This is a genomic window from Citrobacter sp. CK195 (genome assembly GCF_030333365.1).
Taxonomy (GTDB): Bacteria; Pseudomonadota; Gammaproteobacteria; order Enterobacterales; family Enterobacteriaceae; genus Citrobacter_B; species Citrobacter_B koseri.
Window position 1 is genome coordinate 311,584 of the sequence record NZ_JAOWGB010000026.1, and the last position, 23,469, is coordinate 335,052.

A 23,469-nucleotide genomic window follows, 5' to 3' on the forward strand; every position below is an offset into this window, starting at 1 on the left:
TCTGCTTTCGCTTACATCAGCGGCGTAGCTAACTGCACGATGCTAATCAGTGGTTGCGGGTAGATACCCAGCACCAGAACCAGCAGCGCGGAGATCAGAACCACAATACCGCCCGCGCTGTACTGCCAGTTAGACGGCGCATCGCGGTTAAGCTGCTGCGGCGCGCTCAGATAGAGGCTTACCGCAACACGCAGGTAGTAGTAGAGACCAATCGCGGAACCAACCACCACCGCGGCAACCAGCCACCACAGGCTGGCCTGCACACCGACCGCCAGGACGTAGAACTTGCCGATAAAGCCCAGCGTCATCGGGATACCCGCCAGAGAGAGCATCATCACGGTCATCACCGCCGCGAGGATCGGACGATGCCAGAACAGACCACGGTAGGAGAACAGTGAATCGGCATCCGGGCCACGGAACGGGCTGGACATCAGGCTAACCACGCCGAACGCGCCGAGGCTGCTGAACAGATAACCGGCCAGATAGACGCCAACGGCTTCCATCGACATCTCGCCGCTTTGCAGGGCGATCAACGCCACCAGCAGATAGCCGAGGTGAGAAATAGAGGAATAACCGAGCAGACGCTTAATGTTGGTCTGGCTCAGCGCCATCAGGTTACCGAAGATGATGGAGGCAAAGGCAATCACGCCCAGCACGATACGTACCGCTTCGCTGTCGCCAACCGGTGCGTACAGGAACAGACGCATCACCACGCCGAAGATAGCGATTTTGCTCGCCGTCGCCAGGAAGGTGGAAACCGGCGCAGGCGCGCCCTGGTATACGTCTGGCGTCCACAGGTGGAACGGCACCAGCGAGAGTTTAAAGCCGAGACCAACAATCATCAGACCGAAGCCCGCCAGCAGCAGCGGTTCGTGCAGCATGCCGTCGCCGAGGCTCTTACCAAGCGCGACAAACGACAGGTTGCCAGACTGCGCGTACACCAGCGCCATACCGAACAGCAGGAAGGAAGACGCTGCGGCAGACAGAATGGTGTATTTGATACTGGCTTCCAGCGAGCGTTTCTGACGGAAGGCATAACCAATCAGGCCAAACAGCGGCAGAGAGATCAGCTCAATACCGAGGAACAGCGCCGCCAGGTGGTTGGCGTTCGCCAGCAGAATACCGCCCAATGCGGCAATCAGCACCAGCAGGTAGAACTCTTCCTGGTTGTCGTTATAGCCTTCAAGCCACGGATAGGCAAAGGTACAGGTGGCAAGACTCGCCAGCAGAACCAGCCCGGTGTAAAGCATGGCGAAACCGTCAACGCGCATCAGCGGAGTGACGTCCATCGCGCCCGCCTGGCCAACAAACCAGAGCGAAACCAGCGCGGCGTTAAGCCCAATGACCGACAGCGTGGCATTGAGGAAGTGATTGCGTCGCCACGCAATGGAGAGCATCACAACCACCACCGTCAAGCCGACGATCAGCAGCGGTAGCAGCGCAATCAGGTGTTGTGGAGTTATTGTCATGGCGATTTACGGCCTTGTAGTAGTAACGGAATTAACAAACCACTGCTGGATGTTGCTCATCGCAGAATGCGAGGTATCCAGAATCGGCTGCGGATAGAAGCCAAGCAGTACCAGAAGCACGACCAGCAACAGGATGATAAACAGCTCTCGCAGCGACATCCCTGGCATGTCCTGGCTGGCAATCTGGCTCTTCGCTTTACCGAAGTAAGCGCGATGCAGCATCGCCAGCGAGTAAACGGAAGCAAACACCAGACCAAAGGTTGAGATCACGGTAATGACCGGAACCACCTGGTAGCTACCGAACAGAATCATAAATTCGCCAACGAAGTTACCGGTGCCCGGCATACCGAGCGTCGCCACCGCGAAGAACATCGACAGCGCAGGCAACCATTTAATTTTGCTCCACAGACCGCCCATCATACGCATATCACGCGTATGCAGACGTTCGTACAGCTGACCACACAGGATGAACAGACCCGCTGCCGACAGACCGTGCGCAATCATCTGGATTACAGCGCCCTGGTACGCCAGCTGGCTGCCGGTGTAGATAGCAATCAGTACGAAGCCCATGTGCGAAACGGAAGTGTACGCAATCAGACGTTTAATGTCGTACTGGGTGAAGGCCATCCACGCGCCGTAGAAGATGCCAATCACACCCAGCCACATCGCAATCGGCGCAAACTCGGCGGAGGCGTTCGGGAACAGCGGCAGCGAGAAGCGCAGCAGACCGTAAGCCGCCGTTTTCAGCAAAATACCGGCGAGGTCAACGGAACCTGCGGTCGGCGCCTGGGAGTGCGCGTCCGGCAGCCAACCGTGTAGCGGAACCACCGGCATTTTCACCGCAAACGCGATGAAGAAGCCCAGCATCAGCAGGTATTCCACCCCGTGCGACATCGGCGTTTTCAGCAGGTCTTCGTAGTTGAAGGTCCAGACGCCGGTCGCATTGTGGTGTACAAACACCAGCGCCAGGATGGCAATCAACATCACCAGACCGCTCGCCTGGGTATAGATGAAGAACTTGGTAGCCGCCGTGATACGCGTTTTACCGTCAGAGGCTTTGTGCCCCCACAGCGCGATCAGGAAGTACATCGGCACCAGCATCATTTCCCAGAAGAAGAAGAACAGGAACATGTCGATGGCAAGGAACACGCCGATAACGCCGCCCAGAATCCACATCAGGTTCAGGTGGAAGAAGCCCTGATATTTTTCGATTTCATTCCAGGAGCAGAGTACCGCCAGAACGCCCAGCAGACCGGTCAGCACCACCATCAGCAGCGACAAACCGTCGATAGCCAGATGGATAGAGATGCCGAAGCGCGGGATCCACGGCAGAATGAACTCAGACTGCCACTGCGGAATGCCAGCGGCTTGCGTCAGTGAATAGCCGCCCTGCAACCACAGTTGCAGGCCAAGCGCCAGCGTCAGTCCCATGGTGATCAGCGCAATCCAGCGCGGCACCTTCACGCCGAAGCGTTCGGTCTGCCAGCACAGAAAGCCACCGATAAAGGGAATTAATATTAGCCAGGGTAGTAACATGGCGATCTTTATTCCTTGTTAAAGTCCCATCAGGACCTGATTTTCAACGAATTCTCACAACAGAAAATTCACTTCGGATTGCGGCCTTTTTTGCCCGGTGGCGCTAACGCTTACCGGGCCTACAGATTCCCGTAGGTCGGATAAGCGCCATCCGACATCAACCCCACAATCCTCAAACTCAACGCAGTACCATCAACAGCGCCAGCACAACGACCGCACCGATGCTCATGGATGCCACATACCAGCGCAAATATCCGTTCTCGCTGAGCAGCAGGCCTTTACCTGCAAAGCGGGAAAGGATAGCCGGAACGTTCATCAGTGCATTGAGCGGGTCGCGTTTCAGCAGCCAGGCGACGCCGAGGAACGGCTTCACGAACACTTTGTCGTACAGCCAGTCGAAGCCCCAGGCGTTATACCACCAGGTGCCCAGCAGACGGCCCGGCGCACTGTTGGCGACAGAAGTCACCAGAGTACGTTTACCCAACCACAGCCATGCGGCAATCAGGATGCCGACAATCGCAACCACGCCGGAGGCAATTTCCAGGGTCATCACGCGGCTATGCTCAAGCTCGGTCGTCTGCGGCAGCACACCCTGCAACGGCGGCACAATCAGCGCGCCAACAAAGGTGGACAGTACCATCAGCACAATCAGCGGCAGGTGATGCGTAATCCCCTTCCCTGCATGAGCGTGAATTTGTTCTTTACCGTGGAACACGATGAAAATCATACGGAAGGTGTACAAGGAGGTCATGAACGCACCGACCAGACCTGCAACCATCAGATTGATATGACCATTCGCCATCGCGCCAGCCAGAATCTCATCCTTACTGAAGAAGCCGGCGGTAATCAGCGGCAGAGCCGACAGCGCCGCGCCACCCACCAGGAAGCAGAGATACACCAGCGGAATAGACTTACGCAGGCCGCCCATCTTGAAGATGTTCTGTTCGTGGTGGCAGGCCAGAATCACCGAGCCGGACGCCAGGAACAGCAGCGCTTTAAAGAAGGCGTGCGTCATCAGGTGGAAAATCGCCGCATCCCACGCCTGGACGCCCAGCGCCAGGAACATGTAGCCAATCTGGCTCATGGTGGAGTAAGCGAGAACACGTTTGATGTCGGTCTGCACCAGCGCGGCGAAACCGGCCAGCACCAGCGTAATCGCCCCAACGATCCCCACCAGATGCAGCACTTCCGGCGTCATCAGGAACAGACCGTGGGTACGGGCAATCAGGTAAACACCGGCGGTAACCATCGTCGCGGCGTGGATCAGCGCGGAGACAGGCGTCGGGCCCGCCATCGCGTCTGCAAGCCAGGTCTGCAACGGCAGCTGCGCAGATTTACCTACCGCACCGCCCAGCAGCATCAGCGTCGCCCACATCAGCATGTTGTTGCCGTCGGCGAAGTGCGCGGGCGCCAGTTCCACCATTTCGCGGAAGTTCAGGGTGCCCAGTTCGTTGTACAGAATGAACAGCGCAAACGCGAGGAACACGTCGCCCACGCGGGTAACAACAAACGCTTTCATTGCCGCTGCGCCATTCTTCGGATCGGTGTAGTAGAAACCGATCAGCAGATAGGAGCACAGACCCACGCCTTCCCAGCCGAGGTACATCAACAGCAGGTTATCGGACAGCACCAGAATAACCATGCTGGCGATAAACAGGTTGGTGTAGGCGAAGAAGCGGGAGTATCCCTCTTCACCGCGCATATACCAGGAGGCGAACATGTGGATCAGGAAACCCACGCCGGTCACTACCGAGAGCATGGTCAGTGACAGGCCGTCCAGCACCAGGTTGAAACCGATGTTGAAATCACCCACCGACATCCACGTCCACAGCGGCTGGCTGAACGCCTGCTTGCCGTTAGCGAAGAAGTCAACGCCGACAAACGCCGTCACCAGCGCCGCCAGGCCAATGGAGCCGACGCCCACGGTCGCGGAGAGGTTTTCCGACCAGCGACCGCGAGAGAACGCCAGTAATACAAAGCCAATCAATGGCAGAATAATGGTTAAGGCAAGCATGTTCATCCACGCATCTCACTTACTGAATCGATGTTCAGGTTCTGGCGACGGCGATGAAGTTGCAGTAACAGCGCCAGGCCAATACTCGCCTCCGCAGCTGCAAGGCTGATGGCGAGAATGTACATCACCTGACCATCCGTCTGGCCCCAGTAGCTTCCGGCGACCACGAAGGCCAGCGCGGAGGCGTTAATCATGATTTCCAGCCCAATCAGCATAAACAGCAGATTGCGGCGGATAACCAGACCGGTTAAGCCCAGCACGAATAAAATCGCCGCGAGGATCAGTCCATGTTGTAAGGGGATCATGCGTGCTCCTCCGTTTTTCTTTTCGCGCTGTCACCAGGACGGTTGCTCAGCACTTCGCCCACACGCTCTTCGCGACCGACGTGGAAGGCGACAACCAGACCGGCCAGCAGCAGCATAGAGGCCAGTTCGACCGCCAGAACGTAAGGCCCAAACAGCGAGATACCGACCGCTTTGGCGCTAATTGGCGTACCGTCGATACCCTGGTCGTTGACGCCCAGAATGGCGTACACGATCACCACCAGCATGATGGCCGACAAAATCGCCGGGCCAATCCACACCTGCGGTTTCAGCCACTGGCGTTCCTGTTCGATTTCCGAACCGCCGAGGTTGAGCATCATGACCACGAACACGAACAGCACCATGATGGCGCCCGCATAAACGATAATTTCCAGCGCACCGGCAAAGTAAGCGCCCAGCGAGAAAAACACCCCGGAAATCGCCAGCAGCGAAATAATCAGATACAGCAGCGCGTGTACCGGATTGGTATGGGTGATGACTCGCAAGGTTGCGAGAATGGCGATCAGGCCACAGATATAAAAAGCGAACTCCATTGCCCCTCTCCTTACGGTAACAGGCTCTTGACGTCGATAGGCTTGGCTTCGTTCTCTGCTTCGCCCTTATCTTTGCCGTCGATTGCCATACCTGCCATCCGGTAGAAGTTATATTCCGGGTATTTGCCCGGACCGGAGATCAGCAGATCCTCTTTCTCATAAACCAGGTCCTGGCGCTTGTACTCACCCATTTCAAAATCGGGGGTGAGCTGAATGGCCGTCGTCGGACAGGCTTCTTCGCACAGGCCGCAGAAAATGCAGCGTGAGAAGTTGATACGGAAAAACTCAGGATACCAGCGACCATCTTTCATCTCTGCTTTTTGCAGCGAGATACAGCCTACCGGGCAGGCTACCGCACACAGGTTACAGGCAACGCAACGCTCCTCGCCGTCCGGGTCGCGCGTCAGCACGATACGGCCACGGTAACGAGGCGGTAGATAGACCGGCTCTTCCGGGTACATCTGCGTTTCGCGTTTCGCGAACGCATGCAGGCCGATCATCCAGATACTGCGTACCTGGGTGCCGAAGCCTACTAACAATTCTTTTAAGGTCATGGTCTTTGTGCCCCTTATTGCGCCTGCCAGAGAATGACAGCCGCCGTTACCAGCAAGTTGATGAGCGTCAACGGCAGGCAGACTTTCCAGCCGAAGGACATTACCTGGTCATAACGAGGACGCGGTAACGACGCACGAATCAAAATGAACATCATCATAAAGAACGCGGTTTTCAGCGCGAACCAGATGAATGGCGGTAAGAACGGGCCATGCCAGCCACCGAAGAACAGCGTCACCATCAGCGCGGAGATAGTAACGATACCGATGTATTCCCCCACGAAGAACAGACCGAATTTCATACCGGAATATTCAATGTGGTAACCATCGGCCAGTTCCTGCTCGGCTTCCGGCTGGTCAAACGGATGACGGTGACACACCGCCACGCCCGCGATGGCAAAGGTGACAAAACCAAAGAACTGCGGAATAACGTTCCAGATATCAGCCTGGTTGTTGACGATGTCGGTCATATTAAATGAACCGGCCTGCGCCACCACGCCCATCAGGGAAAGCCCGAGGAACACTTCGTAGCTGAGCGTCTGTGCTGATGCACGCATCGCCCCCAGCAGCGAGTATTTGTTGTTGCTCGACCAACCGGCGAACAGCACCGCATACACCGCCAGGCCCGCCATCATCAGGAAGAACAGAATCCCGATGTTCAGGTCAGCGACAACCCAGGTCGGGCTAACCGGAACGATAGCGAACGCCAGCAGCAGCGAGGTAAAAGCGATCATCGGCGCCAGGGTAAAGATGACGCGATCCGAGAATTTCGGGATCCAGTCCTCTTTAAAGAACATTTTGATCATGTCCGCGACCAGCTGGAGCGAACCGCCCCAGCCAACGCGGTTTGGCCCATAACGGTTCTGGAACAGACCCAGCAGACGACGTTCGCCAAAGCTCATGAATGCCCCGCAGGTGACCACCACCAGCAGGATCACCACCGCTTTGAGAATGCTCAGCAGGATCTCGATCAGATCCGGTGTAATCCAACTCATTGTTGCGCCTCCTGCAGATTCTCAAGACGACCGCCCGCCAGAACCGGCGCGATGCCAGGCATACCCATCGGCAATCCGACCTGCCCTGCCGTTAAGCCTTCAGCGATTTCAACCGGCAGCGTTACCGTATTGCCGTCGTAGCTGAAGGAAACGCGCGTTCCCGCATTCACGCCCAACTTTGCGGCATCAGCCGGGTTGAGTTTGATGTACGGTTGCGGCATACGGCTCTGGAAGACCGGAGAGCGCTGCGACATTTCGTCACTGCCAAACAGGTGATAGTACGGCGCGATACGCCACTGACCATCCTGTGCCTGGAAGCTGGCCGGAACGGTAGTGAAGTAATCAAGACCGTTTTCAGATGCTTCAATCAAACGCACGCCCGGATCGCCATGACGCAGTTTGCCGCCCACTTCATCCTGGAACTTGTTCCACGCCTGTGGGGAGTTCCAGCCTGGCGCCCAGGCAAACGGAATCTGCGAACGCGGCGCGCCCGGCTGGTTGTTCCCTTCCATTGAGAAGGCGAACATGGTGTCTTTATCCTGCGGCTGACGCGGCTCGTGAACGCTGATGTTAGCGCGCATCGCGGTACGACCGCTGTAACGGTGCGGCTCACGCGCCAGTTTCTGCCCGCGAATGCGGAAGGTCGCGTCCGGCGCGGCATCTTTAATGCCCGCCAGTTGCGGCATTGCGGCGATCGCGGCGTCAATAACGTGGTCCAGTTGCGTCCAGTCCACCTCGCGGTTCTGCACGGTGCTGTGCAGCGAGTGCAGCCAGCGCCAGCTTTCCAGCATCACGGTGTTGCTGTCGTAATAGGCCGGGTCATAAACCTGGAAGAAACGCTGCGCGCGGCCTTCGTTGTTAATGACCGTACCGTCGCTTTCCGCAAAACTTGCAGCGGAGAGCACCAGATGCGCATTCTCCATAATCGCCGTGCGCTGATGGTCAACCACCATCACCAGCGGCGCTTTTGCCAGCGCGGCATTTACGCGAACGGCGCTTGCATGGCGGTGCAGATCGTTTTCCAGCACCACGACAGCGTCGGCACGACCGGTTTCCAGTTCGGTCAACGCGTCATCCAGCGAACCGCCGCCCATCATGCCCAGCCCCATGCTGTTGACCGAGCGGGCAATCATGGTGATGCCGACATCCGAACCACGGCCTTTCAGCGCTTTCGCCACGTTGGCGGCCGCCTGAATCACTTCCGCGCTACCGGCGTTGGTGCCGGAGATAATCAGTGGTTTCTTCGCACCTGCCAGCGCCTGAACGATGACGTCGATTTTGTTCTGCAAATCGCTGCTGATGCCGTCGACCACCGGTGCGCTGTCGTCCAGCGCATGAGCGATGGCAAAGCCTAAACGCGCCTGATCTTCCACCGGCGCACGGTAAGTCCATGCCGCGATGTCGTCCAGACGGGTGTTGTCAACGTTGGTCACAAACAGCGGATGCTTAGCGCGCTGGCCGATGTTGAGGATGGCCGCAATCTGCCAGTCGGCCACTTTCTGGGCCGCCGCCATTTCACGCGCTTTGCCTTTCACCGCCTGGCGAACCGCCAGCGCAACGCGCGCGCCGGTCTGGGTAATATCTTCGCCCAGCACCAGCACCGCATCGTAAGATTCGATGTCACGCAGCGCCGGAGTATGAATGCCGCCTTCGCGCAGCACTTTCAGCGCCAGTTGCAGACGTTCCTGCTCGCCCTGAGCGATACCGGTATAGAAGTTATCCGCACCCACCAGTTCACGCAGCGCGAAGTTGCTCTCAACGCTGGCGCGCGGAGAACCGATGCCGATCACTTTCTTCGACTGACGCAGAATATCCGCCGCGCCCTGCATCGCCTGTTCGGCGTTGAGGGTGATCAGGTCATCGCCACGACGCTGAATCGGCTGACGAGGCCTGTCTTTCAGGTTCACATAGCCATAACCGAAACGACCACGGTCGCAGAGGAAGTAGTGGTTAACGGTCCCGTTGTAACGGTTCTCGATACGACGCAGTTCGCCGTAGCGCTCGCCCGGGCTGGTGTTACAACCGATGGAGCACTGCTGGCAGATGCTTGGCGCAAACTGCATGTCCCACTTACGGTTATAACGCTCGGAGTGCGTTTTGTCGGTGAATACGCCGGTCGGGCAGATTTCTACCAGGTTGCCGGAGAATTCGCTTTCAAGCGTACCGTCTTCAGGACGACCGAAGTAGACGTTGTCATGCGCGCCATATACGCCCAGATCCGCGCCGTCTGCGTAGTCTTTGTAGTAACGCACGCAGCGGTAGCAGGCGATACAGCGGTTCATTTCGTGAGAGATGAACGGCCCCAAATCCTGGTTGCGGTGAGTACGCTTAGTGAAACGGTAACGACGGAAGTTGTGGCCCGTCATCACGGTCATATCCTGAAGGTGGCAGTTACCGCCCTCTTCACAGACCGGACAATCGTGCGGGTGGTTGGTCATTAACCATTCCACCACGCTTTCGCGGAACTGTTTCGCTTCTTCGTCATCAATAGAAATAAAGGTGCCGTCGGTGGCAGGCGTCATACAAGACATCACCAGGCGACCACGCGTATCTTCCGCGTTTTGATATTGCTTCACCGCACACTGGCGGCAAGCACCGACGCTACCCAGCGCCGGGTGCCAGCAAAAGTACGGAATATCAAGGCCGAGGGACAGACATGCCTGTAGCAGGTTGTCTGCGCCGTTGACCTCATATTCTTTGCCGTCTACATGAATCGTAGCCATAGTCAGCATGCTTCCAGTTGGCTTAGTCAGGGACTAAGCGTTAATCGAATGACTTATCGCGATGCAGGGGTAAGCCCGCAATTACCAGCGCTCTTTCAGCAGGTTCGGCTGTATACCACCAATCACATGGGTATTGCTGAACGGCTGCTTGATGCCAGCTTCGAATTCTTCGCGGAAATATTTAATGGCGCTCTGCAACGGTTCGACCGCGCCTGGCGCATGCGCACAGAAGGTTTTACCCGGCCCGAGGAAACGACACAGTTGCTCAAGTGTCTCGATATCCCCAGGCTGGCCTTCGCCGCGTTCCAGCGCACGCAGAATTTTTACACTCCACGGCAGACCGTCGCGGCACGGCGTACACCAGCCGCACGATTCGCGCGCAAAAAACTCTTCCAGGTTACGCACCAGCGACACCATGCCGATTTCGTGGTCAACGGCCATCGCCAGCGCCGTACCCAGACGGCTGCCCGCTTTACCGATGCTTTCAAATTCCATCGGCAGGTCGAGGTGCGCTTCGGTCAGGAAGTCGGTTCCCGCGCCGCCTGGCTGCCAGGCTTTGAATTTCAGGCCATCGCGCATGCCACCGGCGTAATCTTCGAGGATCTCACGCGCGGTAGTGCCGAACGGCAGTTCCCACAGTCCCGGATTTTTCACGCGACCGGAGAAGCCCATCAGCTTGGTGCCCGCATCTTTGCTCTTCGAAATGTTCTGATACCACTCCACGCCGTTCGCGAGGATCGCCGGGACGTTACACAGCGTTTCCACGTTGTTGACGCAGGTCGGCTTGCCCCATACGCCGGAGCTTGCCGGGAACGGCGGCTTAGAGCGCGGGTTGGCACGACGACCTTCGAGGGAGTTAATCAGCGCGGTTTCTTCACCGCAGATGTAACGCCCTGCCCCGGTGTGGACAAACAGTTCGAAGTCGAAACCGGTGCCCATGATGTTTTTGCCGAGCAGACCGGCTTCGGTCGCTTCCGCGATTGCGCGGCGCAGATGCACAGCCGCTTCGATGTATTCGCCACGCAGGAAGATGTAGCCACGGTACGCTTTCAGGGCAAAGGCGGAGATCAACATACCTTCCACCAGCAGGTGCGGCAGTTGCTCCATCAGCAGACGGTCTTTATAGGTGCCCGGCTCCATTTCATCGGCGTTACACAGCAGGTAACGGATGTTCATGGATTCATCTTTCGGCATCAGGCTCCACTTCAGACCGGTGGAGAAGCCCGCGCCGCCGCGCCCTTTCAGGCCAGCGTCTTTCACCTGATTGACGATCTCGTCAGGAGACAGCCCGGTCAGCGCTTTACGCGCGCCTTCGTAGCCGTTTTTACTACGGTATTCGTCCAGCCATACCGGCTGCTTGTCATCGCGCAGACGCCAGGTCAGCGGATGCGTTTCGGGAGTACGGATAACGTTTTTCATTTATACCGCTCCAGTAGTTCGGGAATGGCTTCCGGGGTCAGATGGCTGTGAGTATCCTCATCAATCATCATGTTCGGCCCTTTGTCGCAGTTCCCCAGGCAACAGGTCGGCAGCAGCGTAAAGCGACCGTCAAAGGTCGTCTGCCCCGGCTTGATATTGAGTTTTTTCTCCAGCGCGGCCTGGATCCCCTGATAACCGGTGATATGGCACACCACGCTGTCACAGTAACGGATCACATGGCGACCGACCGGCTGGCGGAAGATCTGGCTGTAGAATGTGGCGACGCCTTCGACATCGCTCGCCGGAATACCCAGCACGTCGGCGATCGCGTAGATCGCGCCATCCGGCACCCAGCCACGCTGCTTCTGTACGATTTTCAGCGCTTCAATGGACGCCGCACGCGGGTCTTCGTAGTGGTGCTTCTCGTGCTCAATGGCTTCACGCTCTGCCGCACTCAGCTCAAAAGCCTCGGTTTGTGGTTGTTGATTCTCGTGCATAATTAGCGGTCCACATCTGACATAACAAAATCGATACTACCTAAATGAACGATCAGGTCAGACACCAGGCTGCCGCGCACCGCCACCGGAATCTGCTGCAAATGCGCATAGCTCGGGGTACGGATACGAGTACGGTAACTCATGGTGCTGCCATCGCTGGTCAGGTAGTAACTGTTAATACCCTTGGTCGCCTCTACCATCTGGAAGGATTCATTCGCAGGCATGACCGGGCCCCACGACACTTGCAGGAAGTGGGTGATCAGGGTTTCGATATGTTGCAGCGTGCGCTCTTTCGGCGGCGGCGTCGTCAGCGGGTGATCCGCTTTGAACGGGCCTTCCGGCATGTTATTGAGGCACTGCTCAAGGATGCGCAAACTCTGACGCAGCTCTTCGACTTTCAGCATCACGCGGGTATAGCAGTCGGACACGCCGCCGCCAACCGGGATTTCAAAGTCAAAGTTCTCGTAGCCAGAGTACGGACGTGATTTACGCACGTCGAAATCAATACCGGTTGCACGCAGCGCGGCGCCTGTACAGCCCCAGTCCAGCGCTTCTTTCTTGCCGTAAGCGGCAACGCCCTGGGAACGCCCTTTCAGGATGGTGTTGCGCAGCGCCGCTTTCTCGTAGGAGTCCAGACGCTTCGGCATCCAGTCCAGGAAATCGCGCAGCAGGCGATCCCAGCCGCGCGGCAGGTCGTGCGCGACGCCGCCGATACGGAACCAGGCCGGGTGCATACGGAAACCGGTGATCGCTTCCACCACATCGTAAATTTTCTGACGGTCGGTAAAGGCGAAGAAGACCGGGGTCATCGCGCCGACGTCCTGAATAAACGTCGAGATGTACAGCAGGTGGCTGTTAATGCGGAACAGTTCGGAGAGCATAACGCGAATCACGTTTACGCGATCCGGTACGGTAATACCCGCCAGTTTTTCTACCGCCAGTACGTACGGCATTTCGTTGACGCAGCCGCCGAGGTATTCGATACGGTCGGTATACGGAATGTAGCTGTGCCAGGACTGGCGTTCGCCCATTTTCTCAGCGCCACGGTGGTGGTAGCCGATGTCAGGCACGCAGTCGACAATTTCTTCGCCGTCAAGCTGAAGAACGATACGGAATGCGCCGTGTGAGGACGGGTGGTTCGGACCGAGGTTGAGGAACATAAAGTCCTCGTTTTCGGTGCCGCGTTGCATCCCCCAGTCTTCCGGTTTGAAGGTCAGCGCTTCCATCTCCAGATCCTGCTTGGCTTTGGTCAGCTCAAACGGATCGAATTCGGTGGCGCGCGCCGGGTAGTCTTTACGCAGCGGATGCCCTTCCCAGGTCGGCGGCATCAGCAGACGCGTCAGGTGCGGGTGGCCGTCGAACGTGATGCCAAACATCTCCCAGGTTTCACGCTCGTACCAGTTGGCGTTCGGGAAGAGTTTGGTAAACGTCGGCACATGCAGGTCGTTTTCAGACAATGCCACCTTGAGCATGATGTCGCGATTGCGGTCTATTGAGATCAGGTGGTAGAAAACGGAAAAATCCGCAGCAGGTAACCCGTCGCGGTGCGTGCGCAGACGCTCGTCCATGCCGTGTAAGTCAAACAGCATGACGTAAGGTTTCGGCAGTTTCTTTAAGAAATCGCCAACTTCCAGTAATTGTTCACGCTTGACCCAAACAACGGGTACCCCGGTGCGGGTCGCCTGAACGGTAAAGGCATCCGGCCCAAAACGGTTGCGCAGTTCGCCAATGACCGGGTCATCCAGATGATCCCGGGTTTGCCATACAGCGTCTTGCGCGGTTAAGTCGGTCATATTGTTCACCATTGCAAATGGTCCGTGGTAGTCGGCAGTGCTTCGCGTTATTTATGTAGTGATAAGCGAAGTGAAGTCTGCTGCCGACAGGCGCAAATTAAATCTCGTCTGGTGTACGTAGATTCGTTACTGCAATGCGTTCGCCGCGTTTACGTTCGCGCTCTGACTGCATATTGGCGCGATAAACGCCCTGATCGCCAACCACCCAGGAGAGCGGACGACGTTCTTTGCCAATTGATTCCTGCAACAACATCAGCGCCTGCATGTACGCTTCGGGGCGCGGCGGGCAGCCCGGGATATACACATCTACCGGGATAAATTTATCAACGCCCTGCACAACCGAATAAATATCGTACATACCGCCAGAGTTAGCGCATGCCCCCATGGAAATCACCCACTTCGGCTCCAGCATCTGGTCATACAAACGCTGAATAACAGGCGCCATCTTGGTAAAGCATGTTCCCGCTACCACCATCAGGTCGGCCTGACGCGGCGAAGCACGCAGCACTTCCGCGCCGAAGCGCGCCACGTCATGCACGGCGGTAAAAGAGGTCACCATCTCGACATAGCAGCAGGAAAGGCCGAAGTTATACGGCCAAATTGAATTCTTACGACCCCAGTTAACCATGTCATGAAGCGCGTGTTCGAGCTTGCCCATGTACACGCTTTTGTTGATTTCTTGCTCCAGGGGGTCGGTTACGATCTCCTGTTTTTGCAGGGGGTAACGGTCATTCTCACCGTTGGGATCTATGCGGGTGAGCGTATAATCCATCTTAATGCCTCGCGGTTAGCGTTGACGATTAGCGATACTGTTCGTTTCCGGGTTCATACGCTCGCGGCGTGAACGCGCGGGCGTCCAGTCCAGCGCGCCAATACGCACCAGATAAACCAGACCAGCCAGTAACACAAAAATAAAAATTGCAGCTTCCACAAAGCCTACCCAACCGCTTTCACGGATAGAGGTCGACCATGCGAACAGATACAGCGCTTCAACGTCGAAGATAACGAAGAACATGGCTACCAGGTAAAACTTGGCAGACAGGCGTAAGCGGGCGGAGCCGACCGAGTCGATACCTGATTCAAACGGGGTGTTTTTCGACCTCGCGCGTGCGCGACTGCCTAAAAACCAACCGCCGACGAGCATCAGGCAGCACAGGCCAATGGCAATAATAAGAAAGATAGCGAATGCCCAGTGATGAGCGATGATTTCAGTGGATGTTGACATACTCATTGCTTACTCATCAAAAGTAGCGCCAAATTCTCTGCTCTTTTCGGCAGATGAACGCCACATCGATTCATGGGGAGGAATAAAAAAAACCTTACAATCACTGTAGAAAATGATTAAACAGCTAATTGATGTGGTTTTTTACTCCTTTCTATAACCTTTTGTCAACTTTAACAAAAGTTCCCTCACATTAATTTACATCGACCCAACACCATTAACATTTAATGCCATTTTGACTGATTTCGATCGCATCACCAGCCCGAATTTAATGTTGTTGAATCGTGTCCGTTGTGAAGTAAATGAGATAATACACTCCTATTTTGACAGGATTTTACGCAGATGCCTCCCCCTAAATGGGAGTATTTTCTTGATCTGTGACACGCTTTTGTTAATCCGCCATAAAAAACAGCAACAATTTCTCTAGTTTTTTAACATGGAAACAAAACCAGACCGTCAGTGCCTATTTTTCATCCAAATTAACAGGTTAATGACTACTTACTGATTTTTTAGGCTTTTTCCCGCATTTACGTTCGAAACGCCGGTAAATTGTATAAAAAAAGAACCGCTGGATGTTTTTTCAGCATCAGCGGCCCTTTTTTACACTTACATTTTATAACGTTTTTTTTGTGACTGGCTACTCAAAGTCACCTTCAACCATCAGCGAATCGTCTCCTCCTTCGGGAGTAAACTGACTGTATTGCCAGGGGTTTTGGTAACTGTCCATCGCCTGATAGATAACCTGCGCCAGTTCGTTCTGGCCTGATGGATCGCGACACAGTAAGTATTCCGTATCTGGCAACGGCGGTAATCCATCCGCAGCGCCGAGTACGCGTAAATCCGGGCTCATCATCTCAACCGGTCGCGCGGTGATCCCCAGTCCGGCTTTTACGGCCGCTCGTACCGCCGCTAACGTTGAGGCCACATAGGCAAGGCGCCAGGGAATATTCGCCGCATTCAACGTCGCTAATACGATATCGCGGAACGGGCTGGGATCGTCTAACAACACCAGCGGGATCGGTTCCCCCTTCTGTAGCACATATTCCGCCGCGCAGTACCAGTGTGTCGGCGATGTGCGCAGGTTCAGGAACTCGAAAGATCCCGGACGGTGCGTAGTGACAATCAAATCCACTTCCTGCGATTTCAGCATATCCACCATAAAGGCGTTACGTTTCACCCTCACATCCAGAGCAAGCTTCGGGTAAACCGAACTGATCCGATTGAGCAGGAAAGGCAATATCGTATCGGCGGATTCATCAGAAGCGCCAATTGTTAATACGCCCTGAAGATTGCTAAACATCAATGATGAGCACGCCTCATCATTAAAGCGCAGGATTTTTCTGGCGTAACCCAGAAGCTGAATACCGTGTTCAGTCAACAGCTTGTTACGACCATGACGGGCGAACAACTCCTTGCCCACAAGCTGCTCAAGACGCTGCATTTGCTGACTCACCGCAGACTGAGTACGACACACCGCCGCCGCCGCAGCGGCGAACGTGTTCAGATCGGCAACAGCAACAAACGTTCTCAGCAGATCGAGGTCGAGGTTAATTATCGGACGATTTGCATTTATCATAATTTTTCACTTACTGGCGGGTCATACCATGCTGACCTGGTTAATGCTGTGTGTTCATAAACAAACAATTCCATTTGTAATGTGCTTCCCTCGCCGTTTCACTTGCGTAACCAAGTGAAAGTAAAAATGTATTTGGTGCTGCTAACAACCTCTTCTCCTTTCTTTTCGAATAATCCCAGAGGTCATTACCAGGGATATATCGAGGAGAAGACGCATACCTTTTTAGGTAACAACGGAATTCTGCTAAGGATAAACGTGTAATTTTGTAAATGTAAAAGAAGTTAACGGACATTTACCGACACAAAAAAAGCCTACTGAGCAACAAGTTAGTTATAGATGCTCGTCATAAAAATTAGCAGACAACGCAGACTGCGCACCATTTCCTGGGGCTTATCTTAACCCAAAACCACTATATTTATAAGCCTTAATACGAATAATCTGAAGCGTGATTATGTTATCTTAACCAAGAAAATTATGTATTATTAATCTCACCAGCAGGTGCTTTTTAAATATTAAATAATAATTAATTAAGATCGCCACTACTCATTAATTCTACTTAACAATAGATTTACACCCTAACGTTTACAGATCATGGCGATAACAGTAGTTTCGTAAAAGCATTCAGTATTTTCCTGATAATTGAGTTATGCTGACGCCGCTAACACTTTCCTCCCTGAGTTTAGACTATTTTTTAACAAAACATACAACCACACAAAAGCCTGATACCAAAAACAAAAAACCAATAAAATAAATAAAAGCAGTAATAAAAACTGCAAGAATGGCATTAAAGCAGGACTTAACAGCACAATCCCACACTAAGCCTGAGCAAAATCTTCTACTGCTGACCCTTCAAAACTCACCGCTGTGGGAGTACATTGTTCCGTGCTGACTTCCACGGCAGGGAGTGGCGATAACAGCTAAAAAGGTCAAGATTCATGTCCCCCATTGAAAAATCCAGCAAACTAGAAAATGTCTGTTATGACATCCGCGGCCCTGTTCTGAAAGAAGCGAAACGCCTGGAAGAAGAAGGCAATAAAGTTCTGAAACTGAACATCGGCAACCCCGCCCCTTTTGGGTTTGAAGCGCCTGATGAGATCCTGGTCGATGTCATCCGCAATTTACCAACGGCGCAGGGGTATTGCGATTCAAAGGGTCTGTATTCCGCACGCAAAGCGATCATGCAGCATTACCAGGCGCGCGGCATGCGCGACGTCACCGTAGAAGATATCTATATTGGTAACGGCGTATCCGAATTGATCGTGCAGGCAATGCAGGCGTTGCTGAACAGCGGGGACGAAATGCTGGTTCCCGCGCCGGATTACCCGCTGTGGACAGCGGCAGTCTCGCTCTCCAGCGGCAAAGCGGTACACTATCTTTGCGATGAATCTTCTGACTGGTTCCCGGATCTCGACGACATCCGCGCCAAAATCACGCCGCGTACCCGTGGCATTGTGATAATCAACCCGAATAACCCAACTGGCGCGGTTTACTCCAAAGAGTTGCTGATGGAGATCGTTGAGATTGCCCGTCAACATAATCTGATCATTTTCGCCGATGAGATTTACGACAAGATCCTCTACGACGACGCTGAGCATCATTCTATCGCCGCGCTGGCGCCGGACCTGCTGACCATTACGTTCAACGGGCTGTCCAAAACCTATCGCGTCGCCGGATTCCGCCAGGGCTGGATGGTGCTGAATGGGCCAAAAAAACACGCCAAAGGCTACATTGAAGGGCTGGAGATGCTGGCGTCAATGCGTCTGTGCGCCAACGTTCCGGCGCAGCACGCGATCCAGACGGCGCTGGGCGGCTACCAGAGTATTAGCGAATTCATCATGCCGGGCGGGCGTTTGTATGAACAACGTAACCGTGCGTGGGAGCTGATTAACGATATTCCGGGCGTTTCCTGCGTGAAACCGCGCGGCGCACTGTATATGTTCCCGAAAATAGATGCGAAGCGCTTTAACATCCACGATGACCAGAAGATGGTGCTCGACTTCCTGTTGCAGGAAAAAGTGCTGCTGGTGCAGGGAACCGCGTTCAACTGGCCCTGGCCGGATCACTTCCGCATTGTAACGCTGCCTCGTATTGACGACATTGAAATGTCGCTGAGTAAATTCGGGCGCTTCCTGTCAGGATATCATCAGCTGTAACCGTAAACTGGCCGTCGGGTGCAACGTGAGCAAGACGAGTATTTGCATCCGATGGCCTTCTCTGCGCACAATGACCCTCAGGTTGTCATCATGAAAAGGTCACTATGAAGCAGAGCCATTTTTTTGCCCACCTCTCCCGCCTGAAACTGATTAACCGCTGGCCATTGATGCGCAACGTGCGCACCGAAAACGTCTCCGAACACAGTTTGCAGGTGGCAATGGTCGCCCACGCGCTTGCCGCTATCAAAAATCGCAAATTCGGCGGCCAGGTCAATGCCGAGCGTATTGCGCTACTGGCGATGTACCACGATGCCTCTGAAGTGTTGACCGGCGATCTCCCGACTCCGGTGAAATACTTCAATTCGCAAATCGCGCAGGAATACAAAGCGATTGAGAAAATTGCCCAACAAAAACTGGTGGATATGGTTCCTGACGAACTGCGCGATATTTTTGCACCGCTGATCGACGAACATGCTTACAGCGAAGAAGAGAAATCGGTTGTGAAGCAAGCCGACGCGCTTTGCGCCTATCTGAAGTGTCTGGAAGAGTTATCGGCGGGCAATAATGAATTCCTGCTGGCAAAAACGCGACTGGAAAAAACCCTGGCGTCGCGCCGCAGCGAAGAAATGGACTATTTTATGGCGGTGTTTGTGCCCAGTTTTCACCTCTCGCTGGATGAAATCAGCCAGGATTCGCCGCTATAAATCGTTTTGCCGGATGGCGACGTAAACGTCTTATCCGACCTACTGCTACATTTGTAGGCCGGATAAGCGAATAGCGCCATCCGGCAAAAAATCAAAACGGAAACAGCACCGGGATCATCACCACGCATACCGCCATAACGATTATCGTAAACGGCACCCCGATCTTAACAAAGTCGCTAAAACTGTAGTTCCCCGGCCCCAGAACCAGCGTGTTTACCGGCGAGGAGACCGGCGTCATGAACGCCGCCGACGCCGCCATTGCCACCACCATCGCGAAAGGATACGGTGACACCCCCATCGACTTCGCTGCCGCAAGGGCTATCGGCGCCATCAGCACGGCGGTCGCGGTATTGGAAATAAACAGCCCGATGGTGGCGCACAGCACAAACAGACATGCCAGCATCATATAGGGGCCATAACCGCCGCCGACATCCATCAATCCTTTAACGACCAGATCAACACCGCCGGTCTTTTGCAACGCCAGCGCAAAAGGCATCATCCCGACAATCAGGATAATGCTCGGCCAGTGAATCGCTTTGTAGGAGCTTTCTGCATCAATACAGCGGAATTTCCCCATCAGCAGGCAAGCAATGATTGCCGCGATCGGGTTAGGGATCTCATCGGTCAGCATCAGCGCAACCATCAGCACCAGACAGAAGATCGCATGCGGCGCCTGGCTGTGCGCCGGGGAGGCGTCGCTCACTTCCACAGGCATATTCAGCACCACGAAGTCACGGCCCTGTTTCGCCAGCTGACCAATCAGCTTCCAGTTTCCTACTACCAGAATAATGTCGCCCATTAACAGCGCTTCATCAGCAAGCGACCCTTCGATTGCCACGCCGTCACGCTTCAGACCGACGACATTCAGGCCATAGCGCGTACGAAAACCGATCTCGCGCACCGATTTGCCAATCAGTTCCGATTCGGGAATCAGGGAGATTTCCGCCATCCCCACATCCAGCGCCTGATCGGAAAAATACTCGCCGCGTAAAACCATCGGCTCCAGCAGTTGCTCGCTGCAAAATTCCCGGAGATCCACCTCGGCGGCAGACATATCGATCAGTAACACATCGCGGGCGCGAAATTCCGACACCCCATTGACGTTAACAATAACGCGCCGAAAGCGCCGCCAGCGTTCAACGCCGATCACGTTCGCGCCATAGCGCTCACGCAGCTTAAGGTCATCCAGACGCTGGCCGACCATCGGCGAACCCGGGCGAATGGCAAGCCGACGAGCGCGACCGGTCAGACGGTACTCTTTGATTAAATCGCGAAAGGCGCGACGCTTCCAGCCATCACGCTGCTGCGATGCATCATCCCCTTTCAACATAAAGCGCATCACCAGCATGTAGATAATGCCGAGGAACAGCACCACCAGCCCAATCGGCGTGACGCTAAAGAAGCTAAAACCGTGCAGCCCTTCGCGCAGCAGTTCACTGTTCACCACCAGGTTGGGCGGCGTCGCCACCAGCGTCATCATGCCGCTGATAAGACCGGCAAAACTGAGCGGCATCATCAGGCGTGAAGGCGAGGTCTGCATACGCATAGAAACGCTTAACACCACCGGGATGAAAATCGCGACCACGCCGGTTGAACTCATAAACGCGCCAAGCCCGGCAACGGTGATCATCAGCAGCACCAGCATTTTGACTTCGCTGCTACCGGCCATTTTCACCAGCCAGGCGCCCATGACCGTCGCGACGCCGGTACGCACCAGCCCGTCGCCGATAATGAACAAGGCGGCAATCAGAACAACGTTAGGATCGCTGAAGCCGGAAAAGGCCTCTGAGATGCTCAATGTTCCACTCAGAACAAAGGCGACAATGACCAGCAAAGCAATCGCGTCCATGCGCACTTTGCCCGTCGCAAACAAGATAACGGCAATCGCCAGTAAGGAGAGAACCCATATCAATTCACCGTTCACAACATATCCTTGTTAAATGAGAGGGATGGACTGATTCTGCCATAAAAAAGCCCCAACAATGCGGGGCTAAATCATGTTCAGGTATTTCTAAGAACGACCACGTTTCCGTTGGGCTGTTTGGTCACGGAAATGTGCTCAAGGCTGCTCAGGGCAAAATCGACGTCCGCAATGCGGGGCGTGTCCTCAGGCGCATTGACCGCAATGACATGACACCCGGCGGTCAGCCCGGAGAGAATCCCGGCAGGCGCGTCTTCCACCACCGCGCATTCCTGCGGCGAGAGGCCGAGCAGTTGGGCGCCCAGCAGATAGGCATCCGGTTCCGGTTTGCCGCGCTTCACACGCTCAGCGGTAACAAACACCTCTGGCGCAGGAAGGCCGGCCGCCTGATGGCGCGCCCGCGCAACCGGCATCGAGCCTGAAGTAACGATAGCCCAGGGGATACCGGCTTTATTGAGATGGTTCAGCAATTCGACCGCGCCCGGCAACGCCACAATCCCTGCCGTATCCGTCGCTTCTATCTGTTCCAGACGGGTAAACTCTGCGGCGATCTCCTCTTCCGGCTTTCCCGCCATGAAGTGTCGCAGAGAAGTGATAGCCTGCTTGCCATGAATAAAGCTCAGCACTTCATCATGCGTGAGGCCAAAACGATCGGCCCAGTTGCACCATGTCCGCTCTACAACGGGTAAGGAGTCAACCAACGTTCCATCCAGATCAAACAGAAAGCCTTTGCACTGCACGCTCACCCCCTCAGGCATTGATAATCTGATTAATTTCGTTCGAGCTCAGGTGATACTGGCGCGGGCAGGAGTGCCAGACATTCAGCATACGCTGGTATTTTTCCCACATCGGCGTCTGGGCATTAAAGCCATGCGTACCGGCATCAAAGTGGGTATAGCGCCCTTCCACGTTCACCATAAAGCGAACGTAGCCCAGATAACGCGCTTCGGTTGCGGCATCAAACCCGAGGAACGTCACGCGACGCTCGTCAATGGTCTGCGCGTCTTTCAGGTTAGTCCAGGACACATGTAAGGCGTGATACATCTCCATGATATCGATAATCGTGCGGCAGGTTTCTTCCTTCAGTTCGCCAAACTCACGATCCAGCTCACGCATCTGCAAGCCGTAGCCGCGTTCAATGATCGTTTGCAGACGGCGATAACGCTCGGCGTTGGTCGGGTCGAGCATGGTCATCATTTTGTACTGGTTAGACAAAATCAGACGTTGAGCGTTGGTCATTTCCATTTTGGGACTCCTGTATCACTCTACTGCGGTCAAAAAAAGAAGGCATTGGTATGCCTTCTTTTATATGCGTAATCAGGGGTCAATTACAAATCATCAAGGAAAGTTTTATCCAGTTGTTTGAAGGCGCGCTTAAGCGTGTCAGCTAATGCCTGGTAATCCGGCTTGCCTTCTACTGGCGACAACGCCTGCCCGGCTTCCTGCAATTTTCCCCGAACCTCATAGAACCAGTTCAGGATAGAAGGCGGGAGTGGCGTAACGGAGCGTTTTCCCAGCCACCACATGCCTTGCATCGGTAAACTGAGCGCAAACAGGGCTGTGGCAACCGCCGGGCCTAACTGACCACCCAGCGCGATTTGCCAGCACAGCGTAAACACCGCGATCGGCGGCATAAAGCGAATGGCGTAACGCGTCATACGAATCACGCGGTTCTCAACAAAGACCGGCGCAAGGCGCTTTTCCATCGGCCACGTCTTTGCGTAGTGCTGCCCCCGGCGAAACAAACTAAAAAAATTCACGGAGCGATTATCCGGTGTCGACATGGCTTTACCTCAACTTCACATATAAAAATTCAAAAATTTGTGCAAAACAACAACTGCAAGGGACATCGTTCAAAACATTTTGTCATTGATACCCACTATCAGGTATCCTGTGTCGGCCTCTAAGGCCAGTAGTCCAAAATCATTGAGTCGTCAAATTTACATATAGTATGCCATTGGCTGAAAAATACGCAAAATGGCATAGACTCAAAGGTATTTCTTCCATCATGCCGAAAAAGATTATTGCGCATGATGTTAA

General features: G+C 54.7%; 20 protein-coding genes. 2 read left to right on the top strand and 18 right to left on the bottom strand.

Features of this window, described 5'->3' with window-relative positions:
* Positions 1-11 precede the first annotated feature (11 nt).
* From nuoN to lrhA, 14 genes are all read right to left on the bottom strand, one after another.
* A complete protein-coding gene (gene nuoN, locus OGX93_RS18980) occupies positions 12-1,469 on the bottom strand; it encodes an NADH-quinone oxidoreductase subunit NuoN (protein ID WP_012131501.1) in 1,458 nt (485 codons plus the stop codon).
* A gap of 6 nt (positions 1,470-1,475) precedes the next feature.
* Positions 1,476-3,005: an NADH-quinone oxidoreductase subunit M gene (gene nuoM / locus OGX93_RS18985; protein WP_012131500.1), complete on the bottom strand. Its 1,530-nt coding sequence runs from the start codon at positions 3,003-3,005 to the stop codon at positions 1,476-1,478.
* A 178-nt stretch (positions 3,006-3,183) separates the two neighbouring features.
* Complete coding sequence (nuoL, locus tag OGX93_RS18990) at positions 3,184-5,025, bottom strand: NADH-quinone oxidoreductase subunit L (protein WP_012131499.1); 1,842 nt, start codon at positions 5,023-5,025, stop codon at positions 3,184-3,186.
* Positions 5,022-5,324: an NADH-quinone oxidoreductase subunit NuoK gene (gene nuoK, locus OGX93_RS18995; protein WP_000612644.1), complete on the bottom strand. Its 303-nt coding sequence runs from the start codon at positions 5,322-5,324 to the stop codon at positions 5,022-5,024. The genes nuoL and nuoK overlap by 4 nt, the downstream gene beginning before the upstream one ends.
* Complete coding sequence (nuoJ, locus tag OGX93_RS19000) at positions 5,321-5,875, bottom strand: NADH-quinone oxidoreductase subunit J (RefSeq protein WP_012131498.1); 555 nt, start codon at positions 5,873-5,875, stop codon at positions 5,321-5,323. The genes nuoK and nuoJ overlap by 4 nt, the downstream gene beginning before the upstream one ends.
* An 11-nt stretch (positions 5,876-5,886) precedes the next feature.
* On the bottom strand, positions 5,887-6,429 hold the full coding sequence (gene nuoI / locus OGX93_RS19005; RefSeq protein ID WP_012131497.1) for an NADH-quinone oxidoreductase subunit NuoI: 543 nt from the start codon (positions 6,427-6,429) through the stop codon (positions 5,887-5,889).
* 14 nt (positions 6,430-6,443) lie between these two features.
* A complete protein-coding gene (gene nuoH / locus OGX93_RS19010) occupies positions 6,444-7,421 on the bottom strand; it encodes an NADH-quinone oxidoreductase subunit NuoH (RefSeq protein ID WP_012131496.1) in 978 nt (325 codons plus the stop codon).
* The gene (gene nuoG / locus OGX93_RS19015) at positions 7,418-10,144 is read right to left on the bottom strand and encodes an NADH-quinone oxidoreductase subunit NuoG (protein ID WP_047463972.1); all 2,727 of its coding nucleotides are present in this window, start codon (positions 10,142-10,144) and stop codon (positions 7,418-7,420) included. The genes nuoH and nuoG overlap by 4 nt, the downstream gene beginning before the upstream one ends.
* Before the next feature lie 81 nt (positions 10,145-10,225).
* A complete protein-coding gene (gene nuoF, locus OGX93_RS19020) occupies positions 10,226-11,563 on the bottom strand; it encodes an NADH-quinone oxidoreductase subunit NuoF (RefSeq protein ID WP_012131494.1) in 1,338 nt (445 codons plus the stop codon).
* Entirely contained in the window at positions 11,560-12,060 is a 501-nt protein-coding gene (gene nuoE / locus OGX93_RS19025; RefSeq protein WP_012131493.1) for an NADH-quinone oxidoreductase subunit NuoE, read from the bottom strand. Before nuoE ends, nuoF begins: the two co-directional genes overlap by 4 nt.
* Before the next feature lie 2 nt (positions 12,061-12,062).
* Positions 12,063-13,865, bottom strand: coding sequence for an NADH-quinone oxidoreductase subunit C/D (nuoC, locus tag OGX93_RS19030; protein ID WP_012131492.1), 1,803 nt, complete (start codon positions 13,863-13,865; stop codon positions 12,063-12,065).
* Between the two features lie 85 nt (positions 13,866-13,950).
* On the bottom strand, positions 13,951-14,625 hold the full coding sequence (gene nuoB, locus OGX93_RS19035) for an NADH-quinone oxidoreductase subunit NuoB (protein WP_012131491.1): 675 nt from the start codon (positions 14,623-14,625) through the stop codon (positions 13,951-13,953).
* 15 nt (positions 14,626-14,640) lie between these two features.
* Positions 14,641-15,084 (bottom strand): NADH-quinone oxidoreductase subunit NuoA, encoded by a 444-nt coding sequence (gene nuoA / locus OGX93_RS19040; RefSeq protein ID WP_286487823.1) that lies wholly within the window; start codon positions 15,082-15,084, stop codon positions 14,641-14,643.
* 628 nt (positions 15,085-15,712) lie between these two features.
* Complete coding sequence (gene lrhA, locus OGX93_RS19045) at positions 15,713-16,651, bottom strand: transcriptional regulator LrhA (RefSeq protein WP_012131489.1); 939 nt, start codon at positions 16,649-16,651, stop codon at positions 15,713-15,715.
* Positions 16,652-17,586: 935 nt separating this feature from the next.
* Between lrhA and alaA the strand changes: the two genes are divergently transcribed.
* Complete coding sequence (gene alaA / locus OGX93_RS19050; protein WP_012131487.1) at positions 17,587-18,804, top strand: alanine transaminase AlaA; 1,218 nt, start codon at positions 17,587-17,589, stop codon at positions 18,802-18,804.
* 104 nt (positions 18,805-18,908) lie between these two features.
* Positions 18,909-19,508 (top strand): 5'-deoxynucleotidase, encoded by a 600-nt coding sequence (gene yfbR, locus OGX93_RS19055; protein ID WP_012131486.1) that lies wholly within the window; start codon positions 18,909-18,911, stop codon positions 19,506-19,508.
* Between the two features lie 91 nt (positions 19,509-19,599).
* Here the strand turns inward: yfbR and OGX93_RS19060 are convergent, their stop codons facing one another.
* The 4 genes from OGX93_RS19060 to yfbV all read right to left on the bottom strand — a co-directional run bounded on the left by OGX93_RS19060 (position 19,600) and on the right by yfbV (position 23,213).
* Positions 19,600-21,432 carry an SLC13 family permease gene (locus OGX93_RS19060; RefSeq protein WP_012131485.1) on the bottom strand — a complete coding sequence of 611 codons (1,833 nt, stop codon included), beginning with the start codon at positions 21,430-21,432 and terminating at the stop codon, positions 19,600-19,602.
* A gap of 77 nt (positions 21,433-21,509) precedes the next feature.
* A complete protein-coding gene (locus OGX93_RS19065) occupies positions 21,510-22,187 on the bottom strand; it encodes a sugar phosphatase (RefSeq protein ID WP_115625750.1) in 678 nt (225 codons plus the stop codon).
* Complete coding sequence (locus OGX93_RS19070; protein ID WP_012131483.1) at positions 22,180-22,674, bottom strand: YfbU family protein; 495 nt, start codon at positions 22,672-22,674, stop codon at positions 22,180-22,182. Before OGX93_RS19070 ends, OGX93_RS19065 begins: the two co-directional genes overlap by 8 nt.
* A gap of 83 nt (positions 22,675-22,757) precedes the next feature.
* Positions 22,758-23,213 carry a terminus macrodomain insulation protein YfbV gene (gene yfbV, locus OGX93_RS19075; protein WP_003028087.1) on the bottom strand — a complete coding sequence of 152 codons (456 nt, stop codon included), beginning with the start codon at positions 23,211-23,213 and terminating at the stop codon, positions 22,758-22,760.
* Positions 23,214-23,469 lie beyond the last annotated feature (256 nt).